Annotated in this window: 16 protein-coding genes, 2 pseudogenes and 1 riboswitch; of the genes and pseudogenes, 8 read left to right on the top strand and 10 right to left on the bottom strand. The window is 62.7% G+C overall.

Annotation, left to right across the window (positions count from 1 at the left end; genetic code table 11):
- Nucleotides 1–178: 178 nt before the first annotated feature.
- The gene (locus N4R57_08185; GenBank protein ID UYV38978.1) at nt 179–385 is read left to right on the top strand and encodes a cold-shock protein; all 207 of its coding nucleotides are present in this window, start codon (nt 179–181) and stop codon (nt 383–385) included.
- A 105-nt stretch (nt 386–490) separates the two neighbouring features.
- Here the strand turns inward: N4R57_08185 and N4R57_08180 are convergent, their stop codons facing one another.
- Nucleotides 491–1,150: an arylesterase gene (locus tag N4R57_08180; GenBank protein UYV38977.1), complete on the bottom strand. Its 660-nt coding sequence runs from the start codon at nt 1,148–1,150 to the stop codon at nt 491–493.
- Nucleotides 1,151–1,178: 28 nt separating this feature from the next.
- On the opposite strand from N4R57_08180, the gene N4R57_08175 reads away from it, so the two are divergent.
- The 4 genes from N4R57_08175 to N4R57_08160 all read left to right on the top strand — a co-directional run bounded on the left by N4R57_08175 (nt 1,179) and on the right by N4R57_08160 (nt 5,436).
- Complete coding sequence (locus N4R57_08175; protein UYV38976.1) at nt 1,179–1,880, top strand: ATP-binding cassette domain-containing protein; 702 nt, start codon at nt 1,179–1,181, stop codon at nt 1,878–1,880.
- A 97-nt stretch (nt 1,881–1,977) separates the two neighbouring features.
- A complete protein-coding gene (locus N4R57_08170; GenBank protein UYV38975.1) occupies nt 1,978–4,494 on the top strand; it encodes an FtsX-like permease family protein in 2,517 nt (838 codons plus the stop codon).
- A 76-nt stretch (nt 4,495–4,570) separates the two neighbouring features.
- On the top strand, nt 4,571–5,125 hold the full coding sequence (locus N4R57_08165; GenBank protein UYV38974.1) for an inositol monophosphatase: 555 nt from the start codon (nt 4,571–4,573) through the stop codon (nt 5,123–5,125).
- Nucleotides 5,086–5,436: a hypothetical protein gene (locus N4R57_08160; GenBank protein UYV38973.1), complete on the top strand. Its 351-nt coding sequence runs from the start codon at nt 5,086–5,088 to the stop codon at nt 5,434–5,436. The genes N4R57_08165 and N4R57_08160 overlap by 40 nt, the downstream gene beginning before the upstream one ends.
- Before the next feature lie 304 nt (nt 5,437–5,740).
- Here the strand turns inward: N4R57_08160 and gcvP are convergent, their stop codons facing one another.
- The 4 genes and pseudogenes from gcvP to N4R57_08140 all read right to left on the bottom strand — a co-directional run bounded on the left by gcvP (nt 5,741) and on the right by N4R57_08140 (nt 11,096).
- The gene (gene gcvP, locus N4R57_08155; GenBank protein UYV38972.1) at nt 5,741–8,572 is read right to left on the bottom strand and encodes an aminomethyl-transferring glycine dehydrogenase; all 2,832 of its coding nucleotides are present in this window, start codon (nt 8,570–8,572) and stop codon (nt 5,741–5,743) included.
- Nucleotides 8,573–8,668: 96 nt separating this feature from the next.
- A complete protein-coding gene (gcvH, locus tag N4R57_08150; protein ID UYV38971.1) occupies nt 8,669–9,028 on the bottom strand; it encodes a glycine cleavage system protein GcvH in 360 nt (119 codons plus the stop codon).
- Between the two features lie 52 nt (nt 9,029–9,080).
- A pseudogene (gene gcvT, locus N4R57_08145) lies at nt 9,081–10,201 on the bottom strand (glycine cleavage system aminomethyltransferase GcvT).
- A 169-nt stretch (nt 10,202–10,370) separates the two neighbouring features.
- Nucleotides 10,371–10,457: riboswitch (glycine riboswitch) on the bottom strand.
- Nucleotides 10,458–10,631: 174 nt separating this feature from the next.
- Nucleotides 10,632–11,096 (bottom strand): Rrf2 family transcriptional regulator, encoded by a 465-nt coding sequence (locus N4R57_08140; protein ID UYV38970.1) that lies wholly within the window; start codon nt 11,094–11,096, stop codon nt 10,632–10,634.
- Nucleotides 11,097–11,209: 113 nt separating this feature from the next.
- On the opposite strand from N4R57_08140, the gene N4R57_08135 reads away from it, so the two are divergent.
- Nucleotides 11,210–11,794: a gamma-glutamylcyclotransferase gene (locus N4R57_08135; protein UYV38969.1), complete on the top strand. Its 585-nt coding sequence runs from the start codon at nt 11,210–11,212 to the stop codon at nt 11,792–11,794.
- Between the two features lie 303 nt (nt 11,795–12,097).
- Here N4R57_08135 and N4R57_08130 read toward each other — a convergent pair whose 3' ends face one another.
- The 3 genes and pseudogenes from N4R57_08130 to N4R57_08120 all read right to left on the bottom strand — a co-directional run bounded on the left by N4R57_08130 (nt 12,098) and on the right by N4R57_08120 (nt 15,918).
- Nucleotides 12,098–13,489, bottom strand: coding sequence for an MATE family efflux transporter (locus tag N4R57_08130; GenBank protein UYV38968.1), 1,392 nt, complete (start codon nt 13,487–13,489; stop codon nt 12,098–12,100).
- 358 nt (nt 13,490–13,847) lie between these two features.
- Nucleotides 13,848–15,168: pseudogene (gltX, locus tag N4R57_08125) on the bottom strand (glutamate--tRNA ligase).
- 111 nt (nt 15,169–15,279) lie between these two features.
- Nucleotides 15,280–15,918: a transglycosylase SLT domain-containing protein gene (locus tag N4R57_08120; GenBank protein UYV39536.1), complete on the bottom strand. Its 639-nt coding sequence runs from the start codon at nt 15,916–15,918 to the stop codon at nt 15,280–15,282.
- Between the two features lie 610 nt (nt 15,919–16,528).
- Between N4R57_08120 and N4R57_08115 the strand changes: the two genes are divergently transcribed.
- Nucleotides 16,529–17,893: a hypothetical protein gene (locus N4R57_08115; GenBank protein ID UYV38967.1), complete on the top strand. Its 1,365-nt coding sequence runs from the start codon at nt 16,529–16,531 to the stop codon at nt 17,891–17,893.
- Nucleotides 17,894–18,041: 148 nt separating this feature from the next.
- Here N4R57_08115 and N4R57_08110 read toward each other — a convergent pair whose 3' ends face one another.
- On the bottom strand, nt 18,042–18,245 hold the full coding sequence (locus tag N4R57_08110) for a hypothetical protein (protein ID UYV38966.1): 204 nt from the start codon (nt 18,243–18,245) through the stop codon (nt 18,042–18,044).
- Nucleotides 18,246–18,422: 177 nt separating this feature from the next.
- Here N4R57_08110 and gatB point away from each other — a divergent pair, with 177 nt between their 5' ends.
- Nucleotides 18,423–19,937, top strand: a complete 1,515-nt coding sequence (gene gatB / locus N4R57_08105; GenBank protein ID UYV38965.1) for an Asp-tRNA(Asn)/Glu-tRNA(Gln) amidotransferase subunit GatB — start codon at nt 18,423–18,425, stop codon at nt 19,935–19,937.
- Between the two features lie 10 nt (nt 19,938–19,947).
- Here gatB and N4R57_08100 read toward each other — a convergent pair whose 3' ends face one another.
- Nucleotides 19,948–20,532, bottom strand: a complete 585-nt coding sequence (locus N4R57_08100; GenBank protein ID UYV38964.1) for a hypothetical protein — start codon at nt 20,530–20,532, stop codon at nt 19,948–19,950.
- Nucleotides 20,533–20,676 lie beyond the last annotated feature (144 nt).

The raw sequence follows: 20,676 nt of genomic DNA, 5'->3' as shown, positions 1-20,676 counted from the left end.
CCTTCCTAAAAGGCTGTTACAAAAATTTTTCTTGATTTTCATCGCGCCCGATTCCAATTATTTATAGCGACGTTACCACTATCGACCACTGCTCCTACACGGCCCAGTCACTCGATCTTGCACTGACTACGCCGACCTGCCGCACTCCGCGGGCAGGACCAAACTAGGAGAAACGACGATGGCAAATGGCACCGTCAAATGGTTCAACACCACCAAAGGCTACGGCTTTATTGCACCTGAAACTGGCGGCAAAGATGTGTTTGTACACATCTCGGCTGTTGAGCGTTCGGGCCTGACCGGTCTGGCCGACAACCAGAAAGTGACCTTTGATATCGAGCCCGGCCGCGATGGCCGCGAAGCCGCTATCAACATCGCGCTGGCCTAAGCCTTTCTGGTTTAGCTTCACGCTATAACGCATTGTAAACGGGCGCTCTTTTAGGGGCGCCCGTTTTCGTTTGGCTAGAGGAAAACCAGACGGAAACCCACCCCCTCACTCTGCCCTGATCCGCTCGGCCAGTGCACGCACCTGCGGTCCCAGCCGCTCGACAATGCGCTTCACCCCTTCGGCGTTGGGGTGGATTGCGTCGCCTTGCATATGCTGCAACGCCTCGGTCGGTGTTTCGCCCAGTCCGGCCATGAAATCCGGGTAAAGCGTGACGCCATATTGCTCTGCCAGATCGGGCCAGATCGCCTCAAAGTCGCGTTTGTAGTCAGCCCCGAAATTCGCCGCCACGGGGATCGCGACCAGCAACACTTCAAGCTCGCGCGCCTGTGCGATTTCGATCATCTTGGACAGATTGGCCCGCGCCAGCTCTGGCGCGACACCGCGCAGCATGTCATTCGCGCCCAGTTCCAGAATGATCCCCTGCACCGCGTCGCTCAGCACCCAATCAAGCCGCGCGAGACCGCCCGACGTGGTATCCCCCGACACCCCGCCTTGCACGATTTCAACCTCCGCGCCCTGTGCATCGAGCCATGTTTGCAGCACCGGCACCAACCCCTGCCCGCTCTCAAGCCCATAGCCCGCCGTCAGACTGTCACCAAAGGCAAGGATACGCAGCTTGTCGGCCGCCGCCCCGCTCGCGAGAAAAATCATAAAAATCAGCCCGATCCACGCCTTGCGCATCGCCCCCAAACCCCCATATGTCACTGAACGCATCCTGAACGGACCTTTCATAATGTCATCTTCCGCGCCGCCGCTTTCCCTACAAGATGTGTCTTTATCGCTGGAAGGCAATGCCGGGCGCGTCGATATCCTCCACGCCATCAGCCTTGAAGTAAACAGCGGTGAAACCTTGGCCTTGATCGGTCCGTCCGGCTCGGGCAAATCCTCGCTTTTGATGTTGATGGGCGGGCTGGAACGCGCCACCGGCGGCAAGATCAGCGCGCTTGGCCGCGATCTTTCGGCCCTGTCCGAGGATGCGCTGGCGCGGTTTCGCCGCGATCACATGGGCGTGGTGTTTCAATCGTTTCACCTGATCCCGACCATGACCGCGCTGGAAAATGTCGCCACGCCGCTTGAACTGGCCGGGGCGCGTGATGCCTTCGCCCGCGCCAAGGCCGAGCTTGAGGCCGTTGGCCTTGGGGCGCGGCTCGATCATTATCCGGCGCAATTGTCGGGCGGAGAGCAGCAGCGCGTCGCGCTGGCCCGCGCCGCCGCGCCGCGCCCTGCGATCCTGCTTGCGGATGAGCCGACAGGCAACCTTGACAGCACCACGGGCGAGCAGATCATCGAACAGCTTTTCGCCCTGCGCGCCGCCCATGGCAGCACATTGGTGCTGGTCACCCATGATCCGGCCCTTGCCGCACGCTGTGACAGGGTGCTGCATTTGCAGGATGGTCGCGTGGTCGAACAGGCGGCGCGCGAGGCGGCCCAGTGAACTGGACAGTGAGCGGCCCAGTCAGCGGTGAAACCACGCGCCAAGCGCCCGTCTGCCCCGTTCCGGCTCAGACGTTTCCCCAGCATGAGGTCCGCGCATGAGCCTGACCCAATCCGCCCGCATCGCCCGGCGAGAGCTGCGCGGGGGCCTCAGCGGTTTCGCCATTTTCCTCGCCTGTCTCGCTCTTGGCGTGGCGGCGATTGCCGGCATCGGTTCGGTCCGTGCCGCGATCGAAGAAGGGCTCTCGCGTGAGGGTGCGGCCCTTCTGGGTGGCGACGTGGAAATCGAGTTCACCTATCGCTTTGCCAATGCGGCCGAGCTTGACTGGATCACCGCCAATTCGACCGCCTATTCCGCCGTGGGTGATTTCCGCTCGATGGCTGCTTTGGGCGAAGATCGCGCGCTGACACAGGTCAAATCCGTTGACGGCGCCTATCCCCTTTTGGGCGCGGTGATCCTTGATCCGCCAATGCCGCTGGCCGAGGCGCTCGCCGATCAAAACGGCCTGCCCGGCGCGGTGATGGAGCGCACGCTGGCCGATCAACTTGCCCTGTCTCAGGGGATGGAATTCACCCTTGGGGGCGAGCCTTTTCGCCTGTCGGCGATCCTTCAGCGTGAGCCCGACAACACCACCGGCGGCTTTGGCCTTGGGCCGCGCACCATCGTGGCAACCTCGGCGCTGGACGGGACTGCGCTGCTCTCTCCCGGCACGTTGTTTGAAACCAAATACCGCCTGCGCGTTGCGCCCGAAACCGATCTTGCCAAGCTCAAGATCGCGGCCCGACAAGCTCTTGACGGCTCTGGCATGCGCTGGCGCGATGCCCGTAACGGCGCGCCGCGTGTGGCAGAGTTCGTCAAACGGCTCTCGGCGTTTTTGATCCTTGTCGGCCTGTCCGGCCTCGCCGTGGGCGGGGTTGGCGTGTCGGCGGCGGTGCGCGCCTATCTCGCGGGCAAAACGGCGACGATCGCGACCCTGCGCAGCCTTGGCGCAACCAACGCGACGATCTTTTTGTCCTATGCGTTGCAAATCGCGGCGCTGTCGGCGGTGGGCATTGTGATCGGGCTGGTGCTGGGCGCTTTGATCCCGCTGGCGTTGGCGCCGCTGTTACAGGCGCGCCTGCCGGTGCCGGCGGTGTTTTCGCTCTACCCTGCGCCGCTGATCGAGGCGGCGCTATATGGCGCGCTGACGGCGGCGATCTTCACGCTCTGGCCGCTGTCGCGGCTTGAGCGGATCCGCGCCGCGACCCTGTTTCGCGATGCGTTCTCTGGTGCGCCGTCGCTGCCGCGCCTGCGCTATATCATTGCCACGCTTGTGCTGATTGGCGGCTTGATCGGCGCGGCGGCGTGGTTCTCTGGCTCGCTGCTGCTCACGCTTTGGACGGCGGGCGGGTTGATCGCGGCGCTGGCCGCGCTGGCGCTGGCCGCTTGGCTGACCCGTGTGCTGACCGCCCGCGCACGGCGGTTTGCCCGTGGCCGCCCCGGTCTTCGCTGGGCGCTCGCCGCCATCTCCGGCCCGCGATCCGAGGCGCTGCCTGTGGTGTTGTCACTCGGCCTTGGCCTGTCGGTTCTGGCGGCTGTCGGACAGATCGACGGCAACCTGCGCGGCGCGATTTCGCGTGATTTGCCAACGCAGGCGCCGTCCTATTTCCTGATCGACATCCAAAAGGATCAAATGCCCGGCGTTCTGGCGCGTTTGACCGGCGACAGTGCCGTGACCAAGGTGGAAAACGCGCCGATGCTGCGCGGTGTCATCTCCCGCATCAACGGCCGCCCCGCCCGCGAGGTCGCGGGCGATCACTGGGTCGTGCGCGGGGATCGTGGCATCACCTATGCCGCAACCCTGCCCGAGAACACCCGCCTCACCGCTGGCGAATGGTGGCCCGAGGATTATACCGGCCCGCCATTGGTCAGCTTTGCCGAGGAAGAGGCGCTTGAGATGGGGCTCAAGATCGGGGACACGCTGACGGTCAACGTACTGGGCCGCGACATCAAAGCGACGATATCGTCGCTGCGCGCGGTGGATTTCTCGACCGCGGGCATGGGGTTCGTGATGGTGATGACACCCTCTTCGGTCGCTGCCGCGCCGCATGGGTTCATCGCCACCGTCTATGCCGACGCGGCCGAAGAATCGCGCATCCTGCGCGAATTGGCCCGTGATTTCCCCAACATCACCGCGATCCGCGTCAAGGACGCCATCGCGCGGGTCTCTGAAATGCTCGGCGCGATTGCTGCGGCCACCGCTTGGGGCGCGTCAGCGGCGCTGCTGACCGGCTTTCTCGTGCTGATCGGCGCAGCCGCCGCCGGGGCACCGGCGCGCGCGCATGAAGCCGCGGTGCTCAAGACGCTGGGAGCGACGCGCGCGCGCATTCTAAGCAGCTTTCTGATCCGCGCCGCCCTGCTTGGGCTGGCCGCCGGAACCGTGGCGCTTGGCGCCGGATTGGCCGGGGGATGGGCGGTGAGCCACTTCATCTTTGAAACCGATTACGAGGTGATCTGGCAGGCCGGTCTGGCCGTGATCATCGGCGGCGTTCTGGCCACGCTTGCCGCACAGGCAGGCTTCGCGGCCCGCGCTCTCTCGTCGCGCCCCGGCGCGATCTTGCGCGCGCGCGAATAACTCCCCTTGCGGCGTGCCACAGGGTTTGGCATCCCCACAAGGAAACCCGGATTCTCTCCCTATCAAAGATGTGCTAATGACCAGTGAAACGCTCCCCCTTCCCGCCACCCGTCTGACCGATGCGCAGCAAAAAAGCCTGATCCAGATCGTCCGCCGCGCCGCCCGCGCCGAGATCATGCCGCGGTTTCGCAATCTGACATCCGGGCAGATTGCCACCAAATCCGGCCCTGCCGACCTTGTGACCGAAGCCGACACCGCCGCCGAGGCGCAGATCGCGCGTGCCATCCTGCGGCTGTTTCCCAACGCCACCATTCTGGGCGAAGAAAGCGCCGCCAAGGATGCCAATTCCCGCGATGCCGCCGCCAGCGCCGAACTTGCCTTCATCATCGACCCGGTGGATGGGACGTGGAACTTCGCCCACGGCCTGCCGCTGTTTGGCGTGATCCTCGCGGCGACGCGGTTTGGCAAGCCGATCTTTGGCATGCTCTATGATCCGATCACCGACGACTGGATCACCGCCGCAGAAGACGGCCCCGCCCTGCAATCCGAAATCGCGCGACCCGCCAAACGGCTTGCAACGGCTGAGGGGGCGTGCTCTCAACCCTCTCGGGCATCACACATACCTCCCTGATGCCGCCCGAGCATCAAACTGCCTTCGCGCCGCTGACAACCGCATTTGCGCGGGTGAATTCGCTGCGCTGCTCGTGCCATGAATACCGCCTTCTGGCGCAGGGCGCGGTGGATTTCACCCTGTCGGGCATGCTCAACCCGTGGGATCACGCCGCCGGAGCGTTCATCACCACCCGCGCAGGCGGCGTCGCGCGTTTTCTTGATGGTGACGATTATGACATCGCGCGCACCGACGGCTATCTGCTCTGCGCCGGCAGCGAAGCGACATGGCAAGCGGTGCGCGACCACATCGGCGACGCACTCGATAGCTGAGCATCGGGGCCAAAAGACCACCAGAAGCACAAGTTGAATTGGGGGCCAGCCCCCAAACCCCCGAGGTATTTGTCAAACAGAAGAAGTAACGATTGATTAACCTTAATCGTTTACCACCGTGCCTGCGGTACAGGCTGAGGAGCCGATGACCGCAACAGGAGAAGCCCCCGGCGGTTCGCGCCACCGGGGGTTATCTTTTTACAGCCCGCGCTTCTTCTGTTTCAAAATACCTCCCGCGGAGCGTCCCACAACTGTGGTCAGGCGTAGCGCCCGGCGGGGGTGCGGCAGGGCCCGGACCGCGCCCCTATTCCGCCGCGTCGCTATAGCTTTCCATCGGTGGGCAGATGCACACAAGGTTGCGATCCCCCCAGGCGTTATCGACCCGGTTGACCGGTGGCCAGTATTTGTCGACCCGGAACGCCCCCGGAGGGAAACATCCTTCCTCGCGCGAATAGGGCCGGTCCCAATCCTTGACCAGATCCTCCATCGTGTGCGGCGCGTTTTTGAGCGGGTTGTTCTCGGCGTCCATCTTGCCGTCCTCGATGGCGCGGATCTCTTCGCGGATGCTCAGCATCGCGTCACAGAACCGGTCCAGCTCGGCCTTGGTTTCGCTCTCCGTCGGCTCCACCATCAAGGTGCCGGGCACCGGGAAGCTCATCGTCGGCGCGTGAAACCCGTTGTCGATCAACCGCTTGGCAATGTCATCAACGCTCACCCCGGCGCTATCGGCAAAGGGGCGCGTGTCAAGAATGCACTCATGCGCCACCCGTGCGTTCGGCCCTTTGAACAGCACTTCAAACGCGCCTTCCAGCCGTTTGGCGATGTAGTTGGCGTTCAATATCGCCACGCGCGTCGCCTGTGTCAGGCCCGCACCGCCCATCATCAGCACATAGGCCCAAGAGATCGGCAGGATCGAGCCCGAGCCGAAGGGCGCCGCGCTCACCGCGCCGGTTTTCTCGGGCAGATGCGGCACCAAATGCGCTTTGACACCGATCGGCCCCATGCCGGGGCCGCCGCCGCCATGCGGAATGGCAAAGGTCTTGTGCAGGTTCAAATGGCTCACATCGCCACCAAGGTCTCCAGGACGGCTCAGCCCGACCATGGCGTTCATATTCGCCCCGTCGATATAGACCTGCCCGCCGTGCTCGTGGGTGATGCGGCAAACCTCGATCACCGTCTCTTCGAACACGCCATGGGTTGACGGATAGGTGATCATACAACCGGCCAGCGTGTCGGCGTGCTGCTCGGCCTTGGCGCGGAAATCGTCGAGATCAATATCGCCATTGTCGGCCGATTGCACCGGCACCACATCCCAGCCGACCATATGGGCGCTCGCCGGGTTGGTGCCATGCGCGCTCATCGGGATCAGGCACGTCTTGCGGTGCCCCTCGCCATTGGCCGCGTGATAGGCCGAGATCGTGAGCAATCCGGCATATTCCCCCTGCGCGCCCGAATTGGGCTGCATCGAGAAATCGTCATAGCCGGTGATCTGGCACAGCTTGGCGCTCAGATCCGAGATCAGCTCGTGATACCCCGCCGCCTGATCCGCCGGGCAATAGGGGTGCAGATTGGCAAACTCGCGCCAGCTGATCGGAATCATTTCGGCCGCCGCATTCAGCTTCATCGTGCAGGAGCCAAGCGGGATCATCGCCCGATCAAGCGCCAGATCACGATCCGCAAGCCGGCGCATATAGCGCATCATCTCGGTCTCGGCGCGGTTCATATGGAACACCGGATGGGTCAGGAAATCGCTCGTGCGATGCATCGCCTCTGGCACGCGGTATTCCGGCGTGAAATCATCGTCCTTGCGGATGATCCCAAAGGCGCGCCACACCGCTTCCAGCGTTTCGGGGCGCGTGGTCTCATCCACCGCAATCCCGACACGGCGCTCGCCTACAGGGCGCAGGTTCACGCCCTCATCAACGGCCGATTTCATCACCGCCGCCTGAAGCGGGCCGACATCCACCGTGATCGTGTCAAAGAACGACTTGGGATCAACCTTGAAGCCGTTTTCTTCCAATCCCTTGGCCAGCCGCACGGTCTTGCGGTGGATCCGCTGGGCAATCGCCCGCAGGCCCTCTGGCCCGTGAAACACCGCATACATCCCCGCCATCACAGCCAGCAAAGCCTGCGCCGTGCAGACGTTGCTGGTCGCCTTTTCGCGGCGGATATGCTGCTCGCGAGTCTGAAGCGCCAAGCGATAGGCGCGGTTGCCGTGGCTGTCGATCGACACGCCCACCAAACGCCCCGGCATCGCCCGTTTATGCGCCCCGCTACAGGCCATATAAGCGGCATGCGGCCCGCCATAGCCCATCGGCACGCCGAACCGCTGGGTGTTGCCAACGGCAATATCAGCCCCCATCGCGCCCGGCTCTTTGAGCATGGTCAGCGCCATGATATCCGCCGCCATAATGGCGATCCCCTTGTGCGCATGCAGCTTTTCGATAATGCCGGTAAAGTCGCGCACATGGCCATAGGTGCCGGGATACTGAAACAACGCCCCGAACACCGCTTCAGGGTCGAGCTTTTCGGGGTTGCCAACGATCACCTCGATCCCCAAAGGCGCGGCGCGCGTCTGGATCACGGCAATGTTTTGCGGATGGCAATCGCGGTCGACGAAGAACGCCTTTACCTTTGATTTCGACACCCGCTGCGCCATGGTCATCGCCTCGGCACAGGCCGTCGCCTCGTCCAGAAGCGAGGCATTGGCGATCTCAAGGCCGGTGAGATCGCTCACCATCGTTTGGAAGTTCAACAGCGCCTCAAGACGCCCCTGCGAAATCTCAGGCTGATACGGGGTGTAAGCCGTGTACCACGCCGGGTTCTCAAGGATATTGCGCTGGATCGCGGGCGGCGTGACCGTGCCGTAATACCCCATCCCGATCAGCGAACGCAGAACCTTGTTCTTCCCCGCCGTCGCCCGCATATGATAAAGCAACTCGCGCTCCGACTTGGGCCGCCCGATCTCAAGCGGCTCGACCTGACGGATCGCCTTTGGCACGGTCTGGTCAATCAACGCCTCCAGCGATGTGACCCCCAAAACGCCCAGCATCTCGTCCATCTCCGCCGGGCTTGGCCCGATATGGCGGCGATTGGCAAAATCATATGGCAGGTACTCGGTCGGTTCGAACGGCATATCATATCCCCCGGACGACACGCGCTCGTCGCGCGCCCCGCCCTTTCATCTTTCCACAAATACTCCCGCCGGAGGCTCCCCGGCGCGGCGACAGGCTCAGCCGATAAAGGCTTTGTAAGCGGCCTCTTCCATGTAATCTTCCATCGGCGACAGATCGCTCGCCTTGATCTTGAAGAACCACGCGTTGCCCAGAGGGTCTTCGTTCACCTTGCCCGGATCATCGACAATGGCATCGTTGACTTCGACAATCTCACCATCCAGCGGAGCGAGGATATCCGAGGCCGCCTTGACGCTTTCGATCACGCAGATCTCCTCGTCTTTGGTCACTTCGGTGCCAACCTCGGGCAGCTCCACAAACACCACATCCCCCAGCTGCTCGCTGGCATGTTCGGTAATGCCCACAACGATAAGCCCGTCTTCTTCGCGCAGCCATTCGTGTTCTTCGGTGAATTTCATCAGGGTCTCTCCCACTTGGATTATCTCAGGTTTTTTTTCAGGTTAACTTGGGTTATCGTTTGAAATTGGCAGGGGTGAACGGCATCTCGGCGACCACCACAGGCAGCCGCTTGCCGCGCACTTCACCGTAAAGCCGGGTGCCGGGGGCCGACAAGGCGACAGGCACATATCCCATCGCCATCGGGGCCTCGATGCTCGGTCCATAGGCACCCGAGGTCACTTCGCCCACCGGCTCACCGCCCTCTTCGGTCTCGAAAATCTGGGTGTGGGCGCGCATCGGCGCCCGCCCTTCGGGGCGCAGACCAACCCGGCGCCGCGCGGCGCCATTGTCCAGCTCGTCCAGAATACGCTCGGCCCCGGGAAAACCGCCCGCCCGCGCGCCACCCGTGCGCCGCACCTTTTGAATGGCCCAGTTCAGCGCGGCCTCGACCGGGCTGGTGGTGGTGTCAATGTCGCTGCCATAAAGGCATAAGCCCGCCTCAAGCCTGAGCAATCCCGCGCCCCAAGGCCGATCGGCTCAACGCTCAGATCGCTCAGCAACCGCCCGGCCAGCGCGCTCGCCCGCTCTGCGGCGACCGAAATCTCAAAGCCGTCCTCTCCGGTATAGCCCGAACGGCTGATCCAGAGTTCGCCAAAAAACGACGGGAACACGCCCACATCCATAAAGCGCATCGCCTTTACGTCGGCAATGATCCCGGACAGGGCCTCGGCGGCCTCCGGCCCTTGAATGGCCAGCAACGCGCGGTCGGTGATCTCTTCCACCTCGCACTCCGGCAGGGCGGCTTTCATATGGGCGATATCGGCGTCCTTGCAGGCGGCATTGACCACCACGAACAGATGATCGCCGCGATTGGCGACCATCAGATCATCCAAGATGCCGCCGTTGTCATCCGTAAAAAACGCATAGCGTTGCCGCCCCTCGGCCAGCGCAACAAGGCTCTGTGGCACAAGCCGCTCGAACGCGTCCGCCCCGTTGCCGCCATCCTTGGCACGGACAATCACCTGCCCCATGTGGCTGACATCAAACAGCCCCGCCGCGTCGCGGGTGTGAAGATGCTCCTTCATCACCCCCATCGGGTATTGAACGGGCATTTCATAGCCCGCAAAGGGCACCATCTTGGCACCCAACTCGATATGTAGATCATATAGGCATGTGCGTTTCAAATCCGCCATTTCCGTCTCCCTAAAGCGGGCCGGATCGCGGTTCTTGCAGCTACGCACCCCACCCGGCATCCTTTTGCGCACGGGGTTGCTCCCGCGCCAAGATGCCCCCTCTGTCCCGTCGCCTGAGATCGCTATCCCTTCGGCGTCCCGGTTGAACCGGGCTCTCTCCAGAGTGTCAAACGCAGGATCGGTCCCTGTGGCCTGAGAGTTTCCGGGGCGGTTGCTCCTTCGGCACCGAACATGTCGGTTCTCCCGAACCTGCGGTTATCGGCAAACTAGTCCAAACTGCGCCACCACGGCAAGGGTTTTCCTGTGGCTTGCGGTTCATAGCTTTCATGATGGTCTTGTGGCCTGCCTCATGTCGGCGCTAACACCTTTATGCCGCGATTTTGCGGCCAGCAGTGCGCTTTAGCAGCCATCTTGTCGCCGGATCAGCCAGCTACGCCTGCGCCGTCGGGCGTTGCCCGCAACCACCCGTGGTCATGATCGCTTTGAGCGGATCATTGTCACAGACCAAGCCATCAAGCGTCACCGTATCAAGATGCCTGTAAAACGCCTCGGCCGCGTCTTGAATGGCAAGACGCAACCGGCAGGCATCCACCAGCGGACAGGTGTTATCGACATCGGCAAAACACTCGGTCAGCGGCACATGGCTCTCCAGCACGCGAAACACCTCGCCAATCACGATCCCGCCGGCAGGACGGCCCAGTTCAATGCCGCCATTGCGGCCCCGGTGCGTTTTCAGATAACCAAGCTGCCCCAACTGGTTGATAACCTGCGCGAGGTGGTTCTCGCTGATGTTGCAGCGTTCGGCGATTTCGGACTTGGTGACCAAGCGGCCAGTATTGACCTCGCAATACATCAACACGCGAATGGCGATATTCGTTCTCTTGGTGATGCGCATGCGGTGGTCTCCTCAAAGGGGCTATGACTTTGGCTGCAAAAAGGTGAACCTGCTATGCCGGTTTTTTGGCGCTGACGATTTGACATGGATCAATTCATGGGTCATCTGGCCGGATGGACCCTAAAAACCGCGCTTATTTCTTTGGATATGGCTCGCTGGTGAACCTCGCGACCCATGACTTTGCCGATGCCCACCCCGCCCGCGCACGCGGCTGGCGGCGGGCGTGGCGCCACACCACGTTGCGCCCCGTGGCGTTCCTGACGGCGGTGCCCGACAACTCTTGCAATATCGACGGCATGATCGCCCATGTGCCAGACGACAACTGGTCAGCCCTTGATCTGCGCGAACACGCCTATGCCCGCGTGGCGGCCCAAGACACGATCGACCACCCGCTGCCAGACGCGCCCCCGGTTGCGCTTTATGCCATCGCCGATGGCGCCCACGCACAGCCCGACACGGCCCACCCGGTGCTGCTCAGCTATCTTGACGTGGTGGTCCAAGGCTATCTCAAGGCGTTCGGCGCCGAGGGCGCGGAGCGGTTTTTCGAAACCACAGATGGCTGGGACGCGCCGGTGATGAACGACCGCACAGCCCCGCTCTATCCGCGTCACCAACACCTCTCCAGCGATGAAATCGACTTTGTCGATGCCGCGCTGAAACGGCTTGGCGTCACTTTGATTGATCCGAAACCGATTTGAAGAGGTTGCGCCGCCTTCGGCGTCAGCAGGTTCAAAGGGATTGCGCCGCCTTCGGCGTCGCGGGGGGGGCCTCGCTTCGCTCGGCCCAGCCCAACGCCAATGACCGCGCACCGCCGCCAGAGTCACGGCCCACCGGATCGGGCGCATTGGGTATTTAGACCATTAAAGAAATGCTTTGGTGGCTCTTTCTTGGTGAAAACACTCAAATTCCCAACGGCTCTATGCCACGCTGCCCCCCGCTAAATCGCGATAAGCCGCGCTCAGGCGTGGGGTGGGTGGGCGGGAACGCCTGAGCGCGGCGTGCTAGCGGCGCACGCCAAACAACCCGAGCAACCGCGCCTGACGCGAGAACGGATGCGCAGGCATTTTGCGCCCCCCACGCGCCATAACGCGGCGCGCCATAACATAGGCCAGCGCGCCAAAAACCACGCCGCCCATGGCTTGCCCGATCAGCACACCGGGCGCGCCCCAGATCCAACTGCACAGCAAGACCAACGGAATAGTGCCCAGCGTGTGACGCCCCCAGTTGACCCAAGTGGAATAAAACGGATGCCCAAGGTTGTTGAATGCCGCATTGGACACAAAGATCACGCCGTTAAAGAAAAACAGCAACGCCAGAGGTCCGCAGAACAGATAGACCAACTGTCGCGAGGTCCCCTCTGCGCCAAACAGGTCCGCAATCGGTGCGCGCAACAGGAAAAGCGCCAGCGTCACCAGCACGACAACCGCGGCGCAGAATTTCAACCCCTCGCGGAAACCGCGCCTGACGCGGCCCATCTTTCCGGCACCAAAATTCTGTCCGATAACAGGGCCAATCGCGCCGGAGAGCGCAAAAAGCACGCCAAAGGCCACCGGCGTCAGCCGCCCGACAATCGCCATCCCGGCCACCGCGTCTTCACCGTATTGCGCCATGGAGCGCGTGACATAGGCCTGCCCCACCGGGGTCGCCAACTGTGTCAGGATCGCAGGGCCCGCGATGGCGAACAGGCCGGGAAAATCGACAGCGAACGCCTTGAGCCCGGGCCGTTCAAGGCCGCCGTGAAAGCGAAAGATCGGCCAGAGCGCCGCCCCGGCCATAGCCACACGCGCGGCAACGCTGGCCATGGCCGCGCCGGTCAATTCAAGGTCCAGCCCGAAGATCAGGATCGGGTCCAGCACCGCATTCACCGCCCCGCCCAAAACCGTGGCCATCATCGCCCGTCGCGCATCACCATGGGCGCGCAGGATGGCACCGCCGACCATGGACAGCATCAGCACCGGCAAGGTCGGAATTATGATCCTCAGATAGCCGGTGGCCAAGTCAAGCGTCTCGCCGCTGGCCCCCATGAACCCCGCTAGCGCCGGAATGTTGTACCAGATCAAACCCGAGAACCCGATCCCGATCACGACGCCGTACACCAGCGAGGTCGCCGCACGCTGGCGCGCCAATGCCTCGTCGCCACTGCCAAGCGCGCGCGCCACCAAAGCGCCCGCAGCGATCGCCATTCCGATGCTGAAGGATGTTGTGAAGAACAGGATCGCCCCGGAATAGCCAACCGCCGCGGCCAGCTCGTCGTGGCCCAGCATGGAGATAAAGATCATATCGACCAAATCGACCATGAACACCGCCATCAACCCCACGGTCGAGGTCATGGCCATCACGGTGATATGGCGCATCAGTGAACCCTGAAGAAAGGCGGCCTGTTCCCCAGCCATCGGCGTCTCCTTTGTACGGCGAAGCTGAGCAGGTCAGGTTTGCCGCTAAATGGCAACCCCTCTTGCAGAGGTTGCGCCGCGCTGCGCGCGCCGCCGGGGGGCCTCGCTTCGCTCGGCTTTTCACCGAAAAACTGCAGCGGTGCAGACCACCTGCAAACCGCTGGTCTATGGGGCGAGCGGCGGAATTTGGGTATTTGTCACCATTAAAGAAACAGGGCCGCAGAGTGTTACAGCGCCCAAGGCCCTCTTGGTCAACACACGCATCTGCCACATGGCTCAAGCCCCGTGCCTGCGCTGCGGGGGTGGGTGGGCGGGACGCAGCGCAGGCACGGGGCGGGCGCGACGTCTCGGGTTTTGCTTACGCCTTGGCGCGGATCACCTGTAGGAGCGGCAAAAGCGCGCCCATGTCGGGGCCGTGTTCCATGCCTGTCAGTGCCTTTCTCAGCGGCATGAACAGGCCACGGCCCTTGCGCCCTGTGGCGGCTTTGACCTCGGCGGTCCAACTGCTCCAGCTGGTCTCGTCAAACGGCCCGTCGGGCAAAAGCGCCAGCGCTTCGGCAACGAAATCCGCATCCTCTGCGTCGATCACCGGCGCGGCACCATCACGGCAGAGCACCCACCATTTGGCGATATCGGCGCGGGTTTCCACATTCTGGCGGATCGCCTCCCAGAAGGCGGGCGCAAGCGCGTCCGGCACGGCGGCGGCGGCCAAATCTTCGGCCACCTCGTCCAGCTCGGACGCATGCAGCACCCGTGCCGAGAGCGGACCTAAATCGGCCTCGTCGAATTTGGTCGGAGCGGTGCTGAAATGGCCAATCTCGAAGCCGTCGATCAGCGCGCCCATATCGGTTTGCACCTCGACCGGATCGCTTGACCCAAGCCGCGCCATCAGGCTCAACAGCGCCGCCGGTTCCACGCCATTCGCGCGCAGATCGCGCAGCGACAGCGTGCCGAGCCGTTTGGACAGCGCCTCGCCCTGCGGACCGGTCAACAGCGAGTGATGCGCAAACGACGGCACAGTGCCACCCAGGGCCTTGATAATCTGAATCTGCGTCGCGGTATTGGTCACATGGTCCGCCCCGCGCACCACATGGGTCACGCCCATTTCGGTGTCGTCAACCACGCTGGCCAGCGTATAGAGCACCTGCCCGTCGGCGCGGATCAGCACCGGATCAGACACGCTTGCCGCGTCGATCGAGGTCGCGCCGCCAATGCCATCGTCCCATTCGATCCGCTCGTGATCGAGCTTGAAGCGCCAATAGCCGCCCCGCTCGCCGCGCAGCGCCGCTTTCTCGTCCTCCGACAATGCCAGCGCCGCACGGTCATAAACCGGCGGCTTGCCCATGTTCAGCTGTTTCTTGCGCTTGAGATCCAGCTCGGTCGGGCTTTCAAAGCACTCGTAAAACCGCCCGATCTCGAGCAAGCGGTCGGCAGCGGCGGCGTAACGCTCAAGCCGCTCGGATTGCCGCTCAACCCGGTCCCAATGCAAGCCGAGCCAGTCGAGATCCTGCTTGATCGCATCGACATACTCTTCCTTGGACCGCTCCGGGTCGGTGTCGTCGATCCGTAAAATGAACTCTCCCCGCCTTGCGGGCGATCAGAAAATTCATCAAAGCGGTGCGCAGGTTGCCGACATGGATGTATCCGGTGGGCGACGGGGCAAATCGTGTCGTGACCATGGGCGGCCTCCTTATTTCTCGGAGCGTCCTTTCTCACGTAGACCGCGCGTTGTCCAGTTCGACAGACAATGACCACCCGCCGTAGGGTGGGGTTCCACCCCACCGCCCCCCTCACCCGTTATCGCGCAACCCTTCGGGGCGCAGCTGCGGGCGGATCGAGGACAACGGCTTGCAATATGTCTGCTGCTTGAGCCACGCCTTCATGTCGCGCCGCTTCTTGGCCGAATGCATCGGGCCCCAATCGGCCGTCACGCCCCGCCCGCGCGCCTTCTTGTTCTTGGTGCGGGAATAGCCGTGGATCACCCCGTCGCGCGGCACCGTCCGCGCCATGATGCGGATCGCACAGCTTAAATTGGCGGAACCGTTCTTGAGCGCCGCCCCGCTGCGTGCCTCGCATTTATAAAGCCGCGCGGTGGATGGCAGGATTTGCAACAGCCCATACCACAGCCCACCGCCGCCCACTGCGCCGGGCTTGTAGGTGCTCTCGTGCTTGGTCAGCGCCGACAGGAAGCCGACCCAGAACGCCGCCCGCTCGTCCGGCGTGGCCAGCGGATAGGCCGGACACCAATCGGCAATATCGCGTGGTGTCATGGTGACCAAAGGCTTGCCATGGGATTTGAGCGCCGCAAGCGCGCTGCGGGTCCACAGGATCGCTTCGGGGCGATGCGACCAACGCGCGTTTGGCACCACTTCGTTGCGCGCCTTGGGGCGCAATGTCGGGCGCGGTGCGCCTGAACGCAAAAGCGGCATGGTCGCGGGCGCGTCCTCGGCGGGCTGTTTCAAGGCCGTGGCGGGTGCCTTATCTTGGGGCGGGTTTTTCGCCGGATCTTGGGCCGTATCTTGGGCCGGGTTCTGGGTTTTACTTACCGCAGGGCCGGTGCTGATCACGGCGCTGGCGTCCTGACCTGTCATAGCGGGGGTCAGCGGAGCCTGCGGAGTGGCGGCAATCGCCTCTGCCCCGGTTCGAACCGGCGCCAAAGCGAGCAGCAAGGCAAAGCCAATCGACACAACGCCACCTGCAGCCGTTTTTCCTGCACAAATGCCAAGAGGCGCAGCAACGCGCGCCCAAATTGGCAGCAAGACGCCGCCTTTATGCTCCCCCCGGATCATCCCTCAATCAAACCCGATTTTTGCCACGATTGCAATGACCTAGAGCGTCGCACCTCGGCGGAAAGCCACCACCGGCAAGCCGCGCTGCCCCAACTTGGCACAGGAATTCCGCTAAATTGCCACGCACCGCGCCGGATTTTAGCCTGAAAGCCACCCGATACCCGGCCCCAAGACACAGACCACCAGACACAGACCACCAGACCCGCGCCACTGCCTGCTGCTCGCACTCAATTCCAAACCGGAGTCCCGGATGAAGCTCTCGACCACCCTGTCCAAAACGCTCAAGCCCGCGCTTGAGGCCTTGCCAAACCGGTCCAAGCGGACGCCGACAATGCAACGCCGCGATCTGGCCCGTGTGCTTGTCACCGGCGAGCGGCTCGACGAGGAGTTGATCGCACGGCTCGACAAACAGCTTATCCTGCCCGCCGCCGACCAGTCGGACGAGGAAACCTCGCGCGCCGCCGTGCAAGACCACGGGCAATACCTTGTCCGTCAGGACCGCTGGGATGAACTCTCTGACCTGATCCGCGAGGCCGACACCTCGCGCCGCTCAACCCCCTGCGCAATGAGCCATGCGGAACTGCTCTGCTATGGCGCGCGCGCCGATGTGGTGCAGGCCGGCGAAGACGCGATCCTTGATGGGGCCAACCCGTCGCTCGAAGGGATCGAAGCCCTCGAAGAAGCGCTGATGGAAGAGCCGGGCGACTATGCCCGCGCTGTCATCGTGGCCCAAACCCATATTGATTTTGCATGGGCATGGCGCGGCGGCGACTGGCCACATGAAATTCCCGAACGCAACCTCGCCCTGTTCGAGGCGCATATCGACCGCGCCGCCGATATTCTGGCCGCCTTCAACAACCAGTCACCCAAGGGTCCGCTGCTGCCCTCGGCGCGCTGTGCCTTGCTGGCCGGGCGTCCGCTGCCCGTGGGCAAACTGGCCGATGAATACGAGGCGCTGATCGCGCTTGATCCAACCAACCCACGGCCCATGCGCGCGCTTGGGCACCACCTTTTGCCACGCTGGCACGGCTCTTACGACCGCCTCGAACTCGAAGCGCGCCGGATTGCCTCGCTGAGTTCTGAGACATGGGGCAATGGCGGCTATACATGGGTGTTCTGGGATGCCATCGCGATTGATCCCGGCGCGGCGCGGGTCATTGACCTTGATTTCTTTATCGACGGAATGCGCGACATTCTGGCCCGAACGCCGGTGCAGGTCTCTGGTCAATCCGAGCCCCAATCAGCGGCCCAAAACCCTGCTCTCGCGAACCAGTATTATGCCAACCAGATGGCCGCCTACGCCGCGATCACCATGGACCCCAACCTGCTGCCCCAAACCGCGCCCGACCTGACCCACGACAGCCGCGCCCGCCTGCATGAGACGCTTGATTGGATCCTCTCGGATTATCTTTGTGAATTGCACCCGCTGGTCTGGGCACAGGCCGCTCTTGGTCATGACCCAAGCGCGCCGCTCCCGATGCGCAAAACGCTGGTGCGGCGCGGAATGCTGACCGCCAAACGCACAATCGCGCGGCATTTCGCAGATGAAATCCGCTCGGGCAAGACCATCGCCTTTTCACCCCACGGCCTGCGGCTCTATGAACCGCAACCCTAACGGCCTTTTCGCCCGGCCCGCGCGCCTCGCAGCCAAAGCAAAGCGCCTGCCCCCGAAACGGGAACAGGCGCAATTCGGAACACGCACACGGTCCGGCAGCTAAAACACATCCGCAAAGCGGCCTGCGTTTACCCCTTAAACACACTCGCTACGAACACTTGCACCAGCCATTTTCCGAGGAGCCGACAATCTCTTGTCCCACCGCCAGCCAATAGCGCGGATCAACCAGATCCGCGCTTGCCTCGATCGGCAAACCCTTGATCCCCGCCGCTAGGAATGTGAGGCAAAGCGCCACTAAAATGATCTTGTGATAAAACCGCATAATCAAAACCCCCTCGTATAATGTTCCCATCACACCACGCCCCGCGCCGCCGCGATAGTCTGGAATTCCCTGCCTTTTCGCCGCTTTTCGGGTGGTTTTCGCGCGTTTTGCCCCGCTCTGCGGTGTTTTCGCCCCTCCAGCCCCCTTGCCCCTTTTCGGCCCCTGCCCTAGAACGCAAATCAACGCCTATTTGCAGGATACAGCGACATGCTCGATCTCACCTATGAAGCCCCCAAGCCCAAGGTTATCTCCGGGGCAAAACATGACTGGGAACTGGTCATCGGGATGGAAGTCCACGCGCAGGTCTCTTCCAATGCCAAACTGTTCTCAGGCGCCAGCACCCAATTCGGCGCCGAGCCGAACTCCAACGTCGCCTTTGTTGACGCCGCCATGCCCGGCATGTTGCCCGTGATCAACGAATATTGCGTCGAACAGGCGGTGCGCACGGGGCTTGGCCTCAACGCCGAAATCCACCTCAAATCGGCGTTTGACCGCAAGAATTACTTCTATCCTGATCTGCCCCAAGGCTATCAGATTTCCCAGCTTTACGAACCGATTGTTGGCGAAGGCGAAATCCTTGTTGATATGGCCCCCGGCGTGGCGCGCCTTGTGCGGGTCGAACGGATTCACCTTGAACAGGACGCCGGTAAATCCATTCACGACATGGACCCCAACATGTCTTTTGTCGATCTCAACCGCACCGGCGTTGCGCTGATGGAAATCGTCTCGCGCCCCGACATTCGCGGCCCCGAAGAGGCTGCGGCCTATGTCGTCAAACTGCGCCAGATCCTGCGTTACTTGGGCACCTGCGACGGCAACATGCAAAACGGCAGCCTGCGCGCCGATGTGAACGTGTCGATCTGCCGCCCCGGCCAGTATGAGAAATACATGGAAACTCAGGATTTCTCGCACCTCGGCACCCGGTGCGAGATCAAGAACATGAACTCCATGCGCTTCATCCAAGCCGCCATCGAATACGAGGCGCGCCGCCAGATCAAGATCGTCGAGGGCGGCGGCACCGTCGATCAGGAAACCCGCCTGTACGACCCGGACAAGAACGAAACCCGCTCGATGCGGAGCAAGGAAGAAGCGCATGATTACCGCTACTTCCCTTGTCCCGACCTGCTTCCTTTGGAGATCGAACAGGCTTGGGTTGACGACATCAAAGCCGGCTTGCCCGAACTTCCCGACGCCAAAAAGGCCCGCTTTATGGGCGATTATGGCCTCACCGAATATGACGCCTCCGTGCTGACCGCCGACACCGACTCTGCGGGCTATTTCGAAGCGGTTGTGGCCACAAGCAATGACGGCAAACTTGCCGCCAACTGGGTGATCAACGAACTCTTCGGCCGTCTCAAAACGGACGAGAAAGACATCACCGATTGCCCGCTTTCCCCGGCCAATCTCGGCGGCATCATCACGCTGATCAAAGACGACACGATCTCTGGCAAGATCGCCAAGGATGTCTTTGAAATCGCTTACACAACCGGCCGCGCACCGGATGAGATCGTCGAGACCGAAGGCCTGAAACAGGTCACCGATACCGGCGCCATCGAAGCCGCTCTGGACGAGATCATCGCCGCCAACCCCGCTCAGGTCGAAAAGGCCAAGGTCAACCCCAAGCTGGCGGGCTGGTTCGTGGGCCAAGTGATGAAAGCCACCGGCGGCAAGGCCAACCCCAAGGCGGTCAACCAATTGGTCGCGCAAAAACTGGGCAGCTGAAACTGGGCGGCTAAACCGCCTGGCATTTTATAACGCGACACCGGCATAGGGTGGGGTTTCCCACCCCTGCTGGCACGCTGGGCATGAGCGTCACCGCGTCTCGCGCGCAGACACAGCCCGCGCTAAACCGCCATCGCCCCGCCCTGTGGCCTTGCGCTTCCCCAAGGGTGCCCCGCGATTTCGCCGTGATCCCGGCTCTGTCCGCCCCGGTGTTTGGCCCGGCCGGATCGCCGTTTTGCGCGCGCACACCCGCAACCGCCAAACGCGCCACAAGCTCACGCGGCAAATCCGGCTCCAACAAGCAATAGAGCGACGGAAGCAGCTGATAAAGCTCCTCAACCTCCGCCCCCTTGCGCGGGGTTAGCATCATCGTCGTCACCGCCGGATTGCGCAGCTCTGCGGCAAGCGCGACCGAATGGCTGAGCCGCCCGCCCACCCGTTCGGCCATCACCACAAGGTCAATCGCACCGGTTCCGGCATAGGCCAGCGCATGTTCGACCGTGCCCGCCGTCGCCACCACAAACCCGCGCCCAAGCAGCGCAAGCGCCAAGGCCACCTGCGCCTCCGGCGCGTCGCTTACCACCAATGCCTGCATGACCCGCTCCTCTGTCGCTCTCACATGTCCTCTGCCAAACCTACGCCGGGGTCCCTAAAAATTTACTTAACCCGCCTGACTTTACCCGCCTGACTTAACCCGACTGTCGTTTTGTCACAGGCCGCGCGTCTTGCCTTTCGCGTC

It is taken from the genome of Rhodobacteraceae bacterium D3-12, assembly GCA_025916135.1.
Taxonomy (GTDB): domain Bacteria; phylum Pseudomonadota; class Alphaproteobacteria; order Rhodobacterales; family Rhodobacteraceae; genus JAKGBX01.
The sequence above is the reverse complement of the archived record's forward strand: the minus strand, read 5'-3'. Positions and strand labels throughout refer to the sequence as shown.